Here is a 13,078-nt window from a genome sequence, read left to right as displayed (position 1 = left end):
CCCTCGGCCCCCCGAGGTGTGAAAAACGCTTCCATCATCGGGGCTGTTGATGATATGAACGTCGTTCACGAATTCTGTATAGCAGTGAAGTGAACGATGTTCAACAACTATTTTGAACATTGTTCAATTTATTTTTTGGAGCAGGTATGGCGCAGACATCCAAGACGGCTGATAAACGGCAAGCGCAGCTTGAGGCGCTTATGGACGCCGCAGAAAAGCGCATCTGCGAGCAGGGGCTGGCCAGTCTCAAGGCGCGCGACCTGGCGGCCGATATCGGCGTCGCCCTGGGCGGGCTTTATAATATCGTTGCCGACATGGACACGCTGCTGCTGCTGATCACGGCGCGGACCCAGAAGCGGTTGGATGCGGCGTTTGAAGGGGCGACCGGGCATCTGAAGGTCACGACGCGCGCCGAAGCTGTCGATACGCTGGTTGTGATCGCCCACGCCTACCTGGCATTCGCGCGCGAAAACCTGCCGCTGTGGCGGATGATGTTCGAAGTGCGGATCGCCGCGCCCCTGCCGGAGTGGGCGATACAGGACCAGTTGCGGCTGTTCCGGCATATCGCCGGACCGCTGCGCGTCATGCTGCCGGAGGCGAATGACGGAACGCTGACCGTGCGGGCGCGGACCTTGTTCGCGGCTGTGCATGGCATCGTCAGCATCGGGCTGGAAGAGCGGCTGATTGCCGTGCCGGTGCAGAAACTCTCCGACGAAATCGAGTGGCTGACGCGGGCGGCCTGCCGGGAGTAGACCATTTTATCGGTCGATTTGCGAGCCATTGAATTTTCACATGCGAAAGCACATTAATGTGTGAAAGAGATATTCGCCTGTGAGTTGTCAAATTGCCGTCGCCTTACGTAAATATTCGCTTCAACACAATCACGGGAGGAATATATGCGTAAGATCATAGCTGTTATTGCCGGTGCGGGTCTGCTTGCCGCCGCGGGATATGCCATCGCCCAGGACAATACGCCGCCTGTCTGCTCCAGCCGGACGATCAATATGACCGGTATTCCCAATTACGCCACGGCGACCGTCACCGTGACGGCGAGCCAGATCCTGCAGCAGTGTTCTGACGCCAATGGCCATACGCTGACAGTGGTGTCGCCCGGCGTGCCCTACAGCTTCCAGATCAATGCCGGCCAGACGCATATAACCAGTTTCACGGTCTCTGACGGCTATGGCGGCACGGCTTCGGGTTCGATCACCTGGACTCGCCCGTCGTAACCGATACGGATCGCTAGATCGGTATGATTTTAAATGGAAACATCATACCGATCTAAGTTTTTGTTTTGTCGCGATATTTAAGGCGAAAACCCCAAAGACGCTTCTTGGCACTTTTCGCCATATCGCTCTAAACGAAAAGCCCGCCTCTGACGAGACGGGCTTTTTTACTTCCCCAGAAGACGTGAGCCTGAGGCCTAATTGCCCGTGACGTCACGATTCCGGGTTAAGGGGCCTCGGACCCTTACCAGATGCGGACGCGGTCTTCGGGTTTGACATAATATGCGTCGCCCGGCTTGACGCCGAAGGCATCGTACCAGGCGTCGATATTGCGTACGGGGCCGATGACGCGGAAGACGGCCGGCGAATGCGGGTCGGCTGTGACCTGCTGCTTCAGCGTGTCGTCGCGGTACTTCGAGCGCCAGACCTGCGCAAAGCCCATGAAGACGCGCTGGTCGCCCGTAAAGCCGTCGAGCACCGGCGACGGCTGGCCCTTGAGGGACAGGCGGTAGGCGTCGAGCCCGAGCAGATTGCCGGCGAGGTCGCCGATGTTTTCGCCCATGGTCAGGCCGCCCTGGACGTGCACGCCCGGCAGGACTTCGAAAGCGTCGTATTGGGCGCCGAGCTTCGTGGCCTGGACTTTGAACTTCTCGGCGTCTTCGGCGGTCCACCAGTCGGTGAGCACGCCGTCGCCGTCATAGTTACGGCCCTGGTCGTCGAAGCCATGGCCGATTTCGTGGCCGATAACGCCGCCGATGCCGCCGTAATTGACGGCCGGATCGGCCTCCGGATCGAAGAATGGCGGTTGCAGGATGGCGGCCGGGAAGACGATTTCGTTCTCGGTCGGCGAATAGTAGGCGTTGACCGTCTGCGGCGTCATGCGCCACTCCAGTGGATCGGCCGGCTTATCGATCTTGGCGGCCTGATAGGCCCAGTTGAAAGCGCTGGAACGTTCGGCATTACCATAGAGGTCGTTGACCTTGACCGTCAGACCGGAATAGTCGCGCCACTTTTCGGGATAGCCGATCTTGACGCCGAACTTGCCGAGCTTTTCCTGCGCCTTGAGCTTGGTGGGGGCCGACATCCAGGTCAGGTTGTCGATGCGGGCCTTGAGGGCCACACGCAGGTCGGCGACCAGGGTCTCCATCTTGGCCTTAGATTCGGGCGGGAAGTAGGTGGCGACGTAGGTGCGGCCCAGGGCTTCGCCAAGGCTGCCTTCGACGGCGGAGATAGCGCGCTTCCAGCGCGGACGCTGGGCCTGCGCGCCGGCGAGGTCGCGCGAGCGGAATTGCCACTGGCGCTCGACGAAGGCCTTCGACAGGTAGGGCGCGGCCTGATCAGCGGTGCGGAAGGCTTCCCATGCCTTAAGCGTTTCGAGCGGCGTGTCGGCGAAGATTTTTGCGATCTTTGGGAAGGCGGTGTTTTCGTTGACGATGACCTTTTTGGCCTGGCCCGCGCTGGCGCCGGCCAGGAAGCCGCTCCAGTCGAAGCCCGGCGCGTAGGTTGCCAGTTCGGCGGGCGTCATCGGGTTATAGGTCTTGGTCGAGTCGCGGCGTTCGATGCGCGTCCAGTGGACTTCGGCAATCTTTGTTTCCAGAGCCAGGATGTCCTTGGCGGTCTGTTCCGGATTGGCGTGGCCCGTGAGGCGCAGCATGTCGGCGATATAGGTCTCGTACTTGGCCTTTTTATCCGCGAAGCTGTCCTTGAGGTAGTAGTCGCGGTCGGGCAGGCCCAGCCCGCCCTGGGAGATCAGCAAGACCTTGACCTTCGGGTTCTTCTCGTCGGAATCGACGTAAGGGTTGAAGAAGGCGGCGCCGAACGTGCCGCTGGTCTGGCCCATATATTTCGCCATTTCAGCCTTGGTCTTGATGGCCTTGATGGCGGCAAGGCGCGGCTTAAGCGGCGCGGCCCCCAGCTTTTCAGCGGCGGCTTCGTCCATGAAAGCATTGTAGACGGCGGCGATCTTGGCGTCGTCGCCGGTCAGATCCGTGCGCGCGGCAAGTCCCGTGACGATGGCGTTGGAGCGGGCCTCCGACAGGTCGCGCAGGGCAATGAAACTGCCGATCGAGGTCTTGTCGGCCGGGATGACCATGGCCTTTACGGCAGTGCCGTTGACATAGTTGAAGAAGCTGTCGCCCGGCTTGACCGAGGTGTCCATGCCGGAGGTGTCTATGCCCCAGGTACCGAAGCGCTTGGCCACGGTGGATACATCACCGCCTCCGGTCTCCGCGCCGGCGAAGACGCCGTCGAGGCTGTGCACGCTTTGCATCCGGCAATGGTCGTCGATGCACCGGTCGGGTATTTCGGCGGCGGCGCCGAGCGCCAGGCCGCTCAACAGGGTCGTGGCGAGAAGGAGTTTGGACAGTCGCATAAGCTACCCACTGTGCTTGCGGCGTTTCGCCGTCGTTAAAAAAGATACGATCGGTACACTAACCAATAATCCCCACACACCACATGAATTATTTGTCATGTTTGTGACGAGGCTTATCTGTCAGGAAAAGTGATGTTTTCTGGCATTTTTCGCATTTTTGGGGTTTTCAAACTGTCCGCGTACGGGTTTTAATGGACATACGGCCGCGCCGTTCCCAAAATCGCTGAAATGTCCATGCCCTCCGCCGTGTCCGACGGAAACGGGGCGTGATGTCATTTTGCCGGGACGGTGGCCGCGCAACCGATGAAAAAGGAAGAATCTAATGCTGCATGCCCAACAAGCCCCACCCGTCATCAGTGAAATGGCCGCCGACACCGCCCACAAGGCGGCTAATGCCTCGCAGGGCTATGAAGTCGTTATTATCGTCTTCCTGCTGGCCTCGGCGGTCATCGTTCCCATTTTTCAGAAATATAGAGTTTCCGGCGTTCTCGGTTTCCTGCTGGTCGGCGTCCTTCTCGGACCTGACGGCGTAGGCCGGCTGGCCGACGTGTCCCCCGTCTTCGACAGTTTCGCGCTCATGCGCTCGCACAGTGTCCATGCGCTGGCTGAGCTGGGCGTGGTATTCCTTTTGTTTTCCATTGGTCTGGAACTGACGTTTGAGCGCCTGAAATCGATGCGGCGCATGATCTTCGGTTTCGGCGCGGCGCAGATGGCGCTGTGTTCCGTGGTCCTGGCCGCGCTCTTCTATGTGCTGGGGCGCAGCGTGTCGGGGTCGGCGACGCTCGGCATGGCGCTGGCCATGTCTTCGACCGCCGTCGTCATTCCCGTCCTGTCCGATCGCAAGCAGTTGCGCACGGCGTCCGGCCGCAGCGTCTTCGCCGTCCTGCTGGCCCAGGACGTGGCCGTTGCTCCTATTCTTATCACCGTCGCCATCCTGGCTGGCACCAGCGCCGGGACCGGCGTCGGCTGGCAGGGGTTGCTGGCGCTGATCCCGGCCCTGATCGGCATGGGCGTTATCATTATCGGCGGCCGTTTCCTGCTGCGTCCTCTGTTCAACCTTGTCGCCGCCGCCAAGAGCCGCGAACTGTTCATGGCCGCCTGCCTGCTGGTTGTCCTGTTGTCCGGCCAGGTGGCCGTTATCGCCGGCCTCAGCATGGGGCTGGGCGCCTTTATCGCCGGCGTACTGCTGGCCGAAACCGAATATCGCCGTGAGGTTGAGGTCCTGATCGATCCGTTCAAGGGCTTGCTGCTGGGATTGTTCTTCGTGACGGTCGGGGCGCGGCTGGAGCTGTCGGCCATCTTTGCCAATCCGACCCTGATACTGGGCTTGGTCGTCGCCATGGTCGCCATCAAGGCGGTCATCGTCTATCCGCTGGCGCGGGCCTTTGGCCTGGGTCATATCGCGGCGATCGAGACCGCGGCGGTGCTGGGGCCGGCGGGGGAGTTCGCCTTCGTTATTATCGACCAGGCGGTCGGCAACAAGGCGCTCGACGCCGGTTTCGGCCAGGCCGTGATCCTGTCGGCGACGCTCAGCCTGTTCCTGGTGCCGCTGCTGGCATCGCTGGCCAGCCGCTTCGGCAAGATGACGGCCAAGCCGGGCGTCCAGACCGCCGAGGCGCCCGAAGTCGTCAGCGAAGGCAATCCGGTCATCATCGTCGGCTATGGCCGCGTCGGCGCCTTGGTCGCCGACATGCTGAAGGTCCACGACATTCCGTTTACCGTGGTCGACTTCAACCCCAATGTCACCTCGCGCGCACGGGCGGCCGGGGTCGAAGCTTGGTACGGCGATGCCTCGGTGCCGGACTTCCTCGAGCGCATGGGGCTTGAGCGCGCCCGCGCCGTGGTGGTGACGGCATCGACGACGGCCTTTACCGACGCGGTGGTCAAGACGGTGCGGGGTTTGCGCGCCGACGTGCACATCATCGCCCGCGCCCGCGACGCCGGCCACGCCCAGAAACTCTATCAGATGGGCGCCACCGACGCTGTGCCGGAGACGATCGAGGCCAGCCTGCAACTGGCGGAAAACACACTGATCGACCTTGGCATCCCGATGGGCCTGGTCCTGGCCAGCGTCCACGAACAGCGCGACGTCTTCCGCCGCCAGTTCGGGGTGCGGGAAGGCGCCGCTCCAATATTGCGGCCGAGGATGCAGGGGGAAGCTTAAGCGCTTGGTTCGTTAAATCGAATGCCCGGCCGTCTGAAAAGTCTCCCTTCCGTCAGCTTCGCTTGCGCTCGCTGCCACCTTCCCCGTAAACGGGGAAGGAACCACAGTCTCTCTCCTTCCCCGTTTACGGGGAAGGTGGCATTTGCGGAGCAAATGACGGAAAGGGGGGACTTGATATCAAACTTTTTTCGCCTGCGTGATGAACAGGCCCGCGAGCAACAGGGCCAGGCCGCCAGCGCGCGTCAGGTCCACCGGCCTTTGCGCCGCGCCGAACAGGCCGAAATGGTCGATGACGGCGCTCATGACGATCTGGCCGGCGACGGCGCAGGTTATGGTGCTGACGACGCCAATGCGCGGCGTCAGCACCGATACGCTTAGCACATAGAAGGCGACGATCAGGCCACCGCAGAACAGATAAGGCGGGGCGGTCATGAGGGCGGCGGCGCCCTTGAGGCCGCTGATGGATGTGACCACCGCCGTCGCCAGCAGCCCGACCGCGAAGACGCTCAGCATGACCGGCGCCGGATTGCCGGTCAGCCGCGTCAGCGCGCCATTGCTGGCAGCCATGATGGGGATCAGCACGCCTGCCGCAAACGCCCAGCCGAGATACCCTGCCTGCATGGTCTAGCCCTTTCTTTGCCGGCGTACAGTGACGGTGTCTCCGCCTATACCCCAGTTGTCGGCGTCGATCTCGTCGATTACGACAAAGGTCGTTTCGGGGTTCTTGTCGAGGACGGTCACCAGCAGGTCGGTGACGCCCTTGATCAGCGCCGCCTTTTGTTCAGGCGTCGCCGCCGGGGTGATCTTGATGTTCACGTAGGGCATGGTCAGTCCTTTATGTCGTAGTGGAAGACTTTCGAGATGATCCGCCATTCGCCACCATCGCGGATCAGGGTGAGGAAGTCGGTGAAAAACTTCGGGCCGATACGGCATTCGACGTGGGCGCGCGCCGTCACCGGCCCCGCGAAGTCCACCGAGACGATCCGGTCGGCGCGCACCTCATTGCGGCTGGCGGGCGAGGGCCGGGCGGCGACGATCGGCAGGTAGGTTTCGACCGTATGATAGGTCAGGCTGCCATCCGTCACCGTCACGTAGTGGGCGCGCGGGTGCAGGACTTCGCGCAAGGCCTCCGCGTCGCTGTGATAAAGGCCGTCGAAATAGCGGTTCAGCACGACCTCGACGCCAGCGCGTTCAGCCGTCATGCCGCAAGACCTTCGGCCGCCAGGGCGGCCTTGACCGACGGCCGCTCGGCGATACGCGTGACCAGGGCCTTAAGGCGCGGCCAGGCGCCAAGCCCGATGCCGGTAGGGATGGCCCAGTTGGCGACCGTAAAGAGATAGGCGTCGGCGACCGTGAAGTCCTCGCCCATCAGATAATCGCGGCCGTCTGCGAGCTGCTGCTCGATCTGGCCGAGGCGACGGCGAACATTGGCCTTTGCGGCCGTTTTCATCTCGTCGGTCGAGTCTGGCTTGAAGAGCGGCGTGAAGGCCTTGTGCAGTTCCGAAGCGATGAAGTTCAGATGTTCCTGCAGGCGGGCGCGTTCCAGTGATCCGGCGGCCGGCGCCAGTTTCGCATCCGGATGCTGGTCGGCGATGAACTGGACGACGGCGGCGCCCTCGGTCAGGACCGCGCCATCCTCGATCTGCAGGGCCGGGACATAGCCCTTGGCGTTGATGCGGCTGTAGTCGGCGCCGCTTTCGGTCGTGCCGGTAACGGTATCGACCTTCTCGAGCGTGAAGGTCACACCGGCTTCACGCAGAACAATATGGGGCGACAGCGAGCAGGCGCCCGGCGCATAAAAAAGCTTCATAATCAGGGCCTTGTTTTGAGTGGATAGCGAGCGGACAATAGGCGTCAAGACTAACATTTGTAAACCTGATTACTTTAAGTTACTGCATTATCGGGTATCGAAACGGTAACCTGTCATGACCCTGAAAATGCGTAAAAACATGTCGCCCGCCCTGCCACCGCGCTGCGCCGTCGGTGAATGCATGGCAGTGCTCGGCGGAACCTGGACACCCAACGTCATCTGGTACCTGAGCGGTGGCGCGCGCCGGTTCAGCGAGCTGAAGGCCGACATGCGGCCGATTTCGGCCAAGATGCTGAGTGCGCGGCTGAAGGACTTGGAAGACAAGGGTGTGGTCAGCCGGACGGTGGTGGCGACCTCGCCGCCGTCGGTCGAATACGCCCTGACGGCCCTGGGCCAGGAATTCGTGCCCGTCATCCAGAAGATCGCCGAGGTCGGCGAGCGGCTGAAGGCGCGTCAAGCCACTGCTCAAGCCACTGGCACAGTTATTGAAAACCGGAATCCGGTTGCCGAAATTGCGGCAGAGCTATAGATGGGCCATGGGCGAACGCATCTATCTTTATGACTCCACTCTGCGCGACGGTGCGCAGGCGCAAGGCATCGACTTCACGGTAGCCGACAAGCAGGCGATTGCCGCCGCGCTTGACGCCTTCGGCATCGACTACATCGAAGGTGGCTGGCCCGGCGCCAATCCGACCGACGACGCCTTTTTCGCGGCCCTGCCCGCGACGAAAACATCGAAGATTTCGGCGTTTGGCATGACGCGCCGCGCCGGCCGTTCGGCATCCAACGACCCGGGTCTGCAAGACCTGCTGGCCGTCAATACGCCGGCCATCTGCCTGGTCGGCAAGAGCTGGGACTGGCAGGTCGAAACGGCGCTCAAGGTCTCCAAGTCCGAAAACCTGCGCATGGTCGGCGAATCCCTGGCGCACGTGAAGGCGCAAGGCCGTGAGGCCGTATTTGACGCCGAGCATTTCTTTGACGGCTACAAGGCCAATCCCGCTTATGCGCTCGAAGTCCTGAAAGCCGCCCATGAGGCCGGTGCCAGCTGGCTGGTGCTGTGCGACACCAATGGCGGTTCTCTGCCGGCTGAGGTTCGCCGCATCGTCTCTGAGGTCAAGGCCGCCCTGCCGGACGCCAATCTCGGCATCCACTGCCACAACGACACCGAACAGGCGGTCGCCAATTCGCTGGCGGCGGTGGAGGCCGGCGTGCGCCAGATCCAGGGCACGATCAATGGCATCGGCGAACGCTGCGGCAATGCCAACCTGATCGCTATCATCCCGACCCTGATCCTGAAGATGGGCTTTGACACCGGCATCAGCGCCGAGCAACTGACCCATATCGGCCAGCTGTCGCGCATGGTCGATGACCGGCTGAACCGCGCGCCCAACCGCTATGCGGCCTATGTCGGCGCCTCGGCTTTCGCGCACAAGGGCGGACTGCACGTCAGCGCCATGAACAAGGACAGCCGGTCCTACGAACATATCGATCCGGCCCTGGTCGGCAACAGCCGCCTGATCCTGGTGTCGGACAAGGCCGGCCGCGCCAATATCCTCAGCCGCTTCGAGCAGATGGGCATTGAGGTCTCGCCGGACGACGACCGCATCGGTGACCTGGTCAAGGCTGTCAAGGAGCGCGAGGCGCTGGGCTATGCCTATGAGGACGCCAGCGCCAGCTTCGAGTTGATGGCGCGCGAGCTTCTGGGCGTGCTGCCGAAATTCTACAACCTGCACAGCTATCGCACGCTCGACGACTGCCGTGTCGACGCCAAGGGACGGCACAATACCGTGGCCGAAGCGACGGTGAAGCTTAGCGTCGGCGGCGAAACGGTCATGACCGTCGCTGAGGGCAATGGTCCGGTCAATGCGCTCGATGCGGCTTTGCGTAAAGCGCTGCTGCCGCACTATCCGGAACTGGAGGCCATGCACCTGGCGGACTACAAGGTGCGTATCCTGACGCCCTCGGAAGCGACGGCGGCGCTGACGCGGGTCATGATCGAGAGCCGCGACGACCAGGGCCATAGCTGGAATACTTTGGGCGTCAGCCACAACATCATCGACGCGTCGAACAATGCCCTGTTCGACGCCGTGACCTATCACCTGCTCAAGCGCGGCGCGAAGGCGAAGTAATTCCTTCTCCCCGTTTAAGGGGTATAGCGCCAGCGAAAGTATAGCTTTCGCCAGCGTTGGGTGGTCGCTTGCGACCGGATGAGGGGCAGAAACTGTTTCCGAGCGCGCGTCCGCTACCGCTGCCCCTCACCCTAACCCATGGCTTGCGAAAGCTATACTTTCGCTCACGCCAAACCCCGCAAGCAGGGAGAGGGGACTTTAATGCGATAACTCACTTCCCCACCGTCTCATGCGCTTCCAGGCGGTTGCGCAAGGAATCGATCTCGTGGAAGAAGCGCTTGCGCACCTCGGCCGCAAACGGGTTGTCGCGTTCAATCGACAGGAACAGCTCGTCGGAATCGCCCTGGACCAGGCCGATCCCCTGCATCATCAGATCGTAGGACTTGGTGGTGTGGACGCGCGGCAGGGGCTCGAGCCCGCTCATCACCTTGGCGATCAGGTGGGTCAGGCCCTGCACGGCGGCCAAGGCCTTGTCGTGCTCTTCCGGCGTCGCGGTCGTGACCTTGAGGTCGAGCGTTTCCGACAGGAAGCGAACAATCGGCTTCACGCGGCGCAGACGCACCGGACAAATGACGATTTCCAGGTCATGGATGCCTTTGCGCGCCGACTGCGGCCCGAACAATGGGTGCGTGCACAGGATGTAGACGCTTTCCGGCAGGGCAGCCTTCAGCCATGCCGCCGGTTTCATCTTGACCGAACCGACGTCAATGACCAGGGCGTGCGGATGGACGTGCGGCGCGATCTTTTCGGCCAGGGCCTTAAGCGTGCGGATCGGCGTCGCCAGGACGACGATGCGACAGGCCGCGGCCTCTTCAAGGCTGCACAGGGTGACATTGTGCCGATGCGCGAAGGCGCGGGCTTCCGGCGAGGGATCGCAGGCATAGATATCAAAATAGGGCGCCAGATGCTTGACGATGAGGCGGCCGAATGCCCCCAGACCAAAAAGACCGAGCTTGTGTACTGTCTTGCCCACGAATGCCGTCGCGTTGCTTGCCAAACCGAAACAGCGCCCGTAACACACTCAAACGGGCGTGGCGAGGCAAAACGTGCCTGGCGTGCAATTTACAGCTGATTTTCAAGTTTTTCCATGGTTATATTGCGTTTGAAACAAGGTTCGCGCAATAATTATCCCTGAAAAGCGCTACCAGCCGAAACGTTTTTTCTTGCCGTCCTTGCCTTTGTCGCCCTTGCCCTTCTCGTCCTTGGGCGCTTCCAGGGCGACCTGCAGCGGGGTCTTGGGCAGTTCGTCGGCGGTGAGGAAACCGTCGGCATTCTTATCGAGCATTTCGAAGCGTTGTCCGGTCGCGTTCATCCATTCCGCGCCTGAGACGCGGAAATCGAGATTGCCGTCAGCAGCGCGCACCGGCTGGGGCTCGTTGATCAGGCCGTACTGCGCCGCGCCCTGCACCGACTTCTGGTAACGGCCTTTCGTCGGGTCCTGATCGACGCCCATGTTCGGGTCGTACTGGGCGCGGTAGTTCTTCGGCTGGGTGACGCGCGGGTCAAGGCGGGTGATCTCCGGCACGATCTTGGTCTCGAACACCGTGTTTTCCGGCGAGTTGATATAGCCGTCCTTCGACGTATCGAGCCGGACGAAGAAGGCCTTGGCGTCGTTGTCGAATTCCTCGTGGCTGATCTTGCCGTCCTTGTCGGCGTCGGCGGCGGCGAACCAGGCCGCGACGGGATAGGGCTTGTCGGCCGGGGCGCGGAAGGGCTGGCCCGACGGCGAGGTGAAGATCTGGCTGTTCACGCTGGTGACGATCTGCGCGCCCGCCGCGCCGGCTAGGCCCAAGGACCCAAGGCTGGCGACGACGATCAGGTAGGACCGGAGCAGGTGAGACATGGCGTGAACTCGCGAAGAACGGATGATCGAGGCTTAAAAAGGCTTTGTGGTCGATTTGCGACCGGTTTCTTGATTATCGGCAATCCTCGCCTCTGGCAAGTGGGCGCATGATGCAGGCAAGACTTGCCGGGAAAATTTTTCCTAAGAAAGAATGATTTGAAATTATGTAATTTGTGTTGTATTTGAGATTAAATTCTTTCATTTTGAGGTCAATATAAAGTCTATTTTGTTTATATTTTGAAATAATATTTAAAATAACCTGTTGTTAATTTCGAATGGCGCCACTGAGTTCGCGAAAACTATTTTTCGCGTTTGATCAGGAGACACGTCATGCATATCAGCTCCTATTCCGGAGCCGGAACTACGCAATCGCTGGCGCAATTGGCCAGGCTGCTGTCCCAGTCGTCTGAGGCCTCAGCGGATACGGAAACCCAAGGTGCGACTACCAAAACTTCGTCCGCTGGTCCCTTCAGCGAGAACGAATCCTTCTTCACCGGCGCGCTGTCATCCGGCACATTCAGCGGGCTTTTGCAGGCGCAGGAGGGCCAGACTTCTGGCCAGATCCCGGGCCAGCGTCCCGCCGGTCCGCCGCCTGGCGGCGGGTTCGCGCCGCCGTCACTGGAAGACATCGACAGTGACGGTGACGGCAGCCTGACCCAGACGGAAATGGAAAGTTGGGAGGCCTCGGCGCGCGGCGGCAGCGATACGTCAAGGGCGTCCGAACTGTTCGGCAAGATGGACACGGATGGCGACGGATCGGTCACGGCCGAGGAAAAAAGCGCTTTCGACGATCAGATGGCCACACAGGGACCGGGGCGCGGTGGACCGCCGCCGGGTAGTGCGCCGCAGGGCGCTGAAACCAGCAGTGAAGGGACATCGGCGGAGACGCTTGCGGCCCTGATGCAGGAACTGATGACGGCGCTGGAAAGCTACAGTTCCACCGCGACATCCGACACGCAGACGGCGACGGTCTCGGTTGCGGCATAAAGGAAAGGACGGGCCTGGCGGCCCGTCCCTGATCTCAGGATATCAGGCAAATGTCTCGGCGACGTTCTTGCCCGGTCGCGGGCCGTACTTGTTCGGGCCCGGCGTGCTGTCCAGGCAGGTGAAGACCAGCAGGACAATGCTGCCGAACGGAACGAAGCTGAGCAGGATCCACCATGCGCTGCGGTCGGTGTCGTGCAGGCGGCGAAACAGCAGTCCAAGCGCCGGCAAGATCATGCCCAGCGCGGCGATGAGGTACAGAAAGCCGAATATGCCGGCAATCACGTTGTTGTCGCTGAATACGACCATGGGGATCACCAAGACGATCAGGACCAGGATTTCAAACAATGCAAACCACCAGTATTCCGACCGCGTGGCACGGCCATCGAACTTGGCGTAATTTTTAAACGCGCTTTTGACGGCTTCAGGAAAAGTCATTGGGTAACCTTTTGGATGGAGGGAAAGGGTTACGCGCACAGATACTCTTGTTCTATTTTGACGCGGATGCGTATTGCGACTTTGGGCCGCAAAGTCTTAACAGAGTATGCATG

The 13,078-nt window shown here is 61.3% G+C and carries 14 protein-coding genes; 6 read left to right on the top strand and 8 right to left on the bottom strand.

Translation table 11 applies throughout. From position 1 onward, the window contains the following. Positions 1–146: 146 nt before the first annotated feature. Together J2X24_RS02710 and J2X24_RS02705 are read left to right on the top strand one after the other, a co-directional pair. Positions 147–752 carry a TetR/AcrR family transcriptional regulator gene (locus J2X24_RS02710; RefSeq protein WP_209716177.1) on the top strand — a complete coding sequence of 202 codons (606 nt, stop codon included), beginning with the start codon at positions 147–149 and terminating at the stop codon, positions 750–752. Positions 753–896: 144 nt separating this feature from the next. Further along, entirely contained in the window at positions 897–1,229 is a 333-nt protein-coding gene (locus tag J2X24_RS02705) for a hypothetical protein (protein WP_209716175.1), read from the top strand. A 241-nt stretch (positions 1,230–1,470) separates the two neighbouring features. Here J2X24_RS02705 and J2X24_RS02700 read toward each other — a convergent pair whose 3' ends face one another. Beyond that, positions 1,471–3,597, bottom strand: a complete 2,127-nt coding sequence (locus tag J2X24_RS02700; protein ID WP_209716173.1) for a M13 family metallopeptidase — start codon at positions 3,595–3,597, stop codon at positions 1,471–1,473. A 322-nt stretch (positions 3,598–3,919) separates the two neighbouring features. On the opposite strand from J2X24_RS02700, the gene J2X24_RS02695 reads away from it, so the two are divergent. After that, a complete protein-coding gene (locus tag J2X24_RS02695; RefSeq protein ID WP_245344373.1) occupies positions 3,920–5,761 on the top strand; it encodes a cation:proton antiporter domain-containing protein in 1,842 nt (613 codons plus the stop codon). Between the two features lie 177 nt (positions 5,762–5,938). Here the strand turns inward: J2X24_RS02695 and J2X24_RS02690 are convergent, their stop codons facing one another. The 4 genes from J2X24_RS02690 to gstA are packed head-to-tail and all read right to left on the bottom strand — an operon-like array spanning position 5,939 to position 7,571. Then, entirely contained in the window at positions 5,939–6,382 is a 444-nt protein-coding gene (locus J2X24_RS02690) for a DMT family transporter (RefSeq protein WP_209716171.1), read from the bottom strand. A 3-nt stretch (positions 6,383–6,385) separates the two neighbouring features. Further along, complete coding sequence (locus J2X24_RS02685) at positions 6,386–6,586, bottom strand: tautomerase family protein (RefSeq protein ID WP_209716169.1); 201 nt, start codon at positions 6,584–6,586, stop codon at positions 6,386–6,388. Between the two features lie 2 nt (positions 6,587–6,588). After that, the gene (locus J2X24_RS02680; protein ID WP_209716167.1) at positions 6,589–6,963 is read right to left on the bottom strand and encodes a nuclear transport factor 2 family protein; all 375 of its coding nucleotides are present in this window, start codon (positions 6,961–6,963) and stop codon (positions 6,589–6,591) included. After that, complete coding sequence (gene gstA / locus J2X24_RS02675) at positions 6,960–7,571, bottom strand: glutathione transferase GstA (RefSeq protein ID WP_209716165.1); 612 nt, start codon at positions 7,569–7,571, stop codon at positions 6,960–6,962. The genes J2X24_RS02680 and gstA overlap by 4 nt, the downstream gene beginning before the upstream one ends. A gap of 115 nt (positions 7,572–7,686) precedes the next feature. Here gstA and J2X24_RS02670 point away from each other — a divergent pair, with 115 nt between their 5' ends. Beyond that, the gene (locus tag J2X24_RS02670) at positions 7,687–8,100 is read left to right on the top strand and encodes a winged helix-turn-helix transcriptional regulator (protein ID WP_209716163.1); all 414 of its coding nucleotides are present in this window, start codon (positions 7,687–7,689) and stop codon (positions 8,098–8,100) included. 7 nt (positions 8,101–8,107) lie between these two features. After that, the gene (gene cimA, locus J2X24_RS02665; protein ID WP_209716160.1) at positions 8,108–9,700 is read left to right on the top strand and encodes a citramalate synthase; all 1,593 of its coding nucleotides are present in this window, start codon (positions 8,108–8,110) and stop codon (positions 9,698–9,700) included. A gap of 211 nt (positions 9,701–9,911) precedes the next feature. On the opposite strand, the gene J2X24_RS02660 is transcribed toward cimA, so the two are convergent. Both J2X24_RS02660 and J2X24_RS02655 read right to left on the bottom strand, forming a co-directional pair. Then, positions 9,912–10,673 carry a prephenate dehydrogenase/arogenate dehydrogenase family protein gene (locus J2X24_RS02660; RefSeq protein ID WP_209716157.1) on the bottom strand — a complete coding sequence of 254 codons (762 nt, stop codon included), beginning with the start codon at positions 10,671–10,673 and terminating at the stop codon, positions 9,912–9,914. 168 nt (positions 10,674–10,841) lie between these two features. After that, entirely contained in the window at positions 10,842–11,543 is a 702-nt protein-coding gene (locus J2X24_RS02655; RefSeq protein WP_209716154.1) for a hypothetical protein, read from the bottom strand. A 330-nt stretch (positions 11,544–11,873) separates the two neighbouring features. Here J2X24_RS02655 and J2X24_RS02650 point away from each other — a divergent pair, with 330 nt between their 5' ends. Continuing rightward, positions 11,874–12,530, top strand: coding sequence for an EF-hand domain-containing protein (locus J2X24_RS02650; protein WP_209716151.1), 657 nt, complete (start codon positions 11,874–11,876; stop codon positions 12,528–12,530). 42 nt (positions 12,531–12,572) lie between these two features. On the opposite strand, the gene J2X24_RS02645 is transcribed toward J2X24_RS02650, so the two are convergent. After that, complete coding sequence (locus J2X24_RS02645; protein WP_209716147.1) at positions 12,573–12,965, bottom strand: DUF805 domain-containing protein; 393 nt, start codon at positions 12,963–12,965, stop codon at positions 12,573–12,575. Between the last annotated feature and the right edge of the window lie 113 nt (positions 12,966–13,078).

Origin of the sequence: Asticcacaulis solisilvae (assembly GCF_017875235.1) — a bacterium.
GTDB lineage: Bacteria > Pseudomonadota > Alphaproteobacteria > Caulobacterales > Caulobacteraceae > Asticcacaulis > Asticcacaulis solisilvae_A.
Note: the sequence above shows the minus strand (reverse complement) of the source record. Positions and strands in the feature narration are given on the sequence as shown.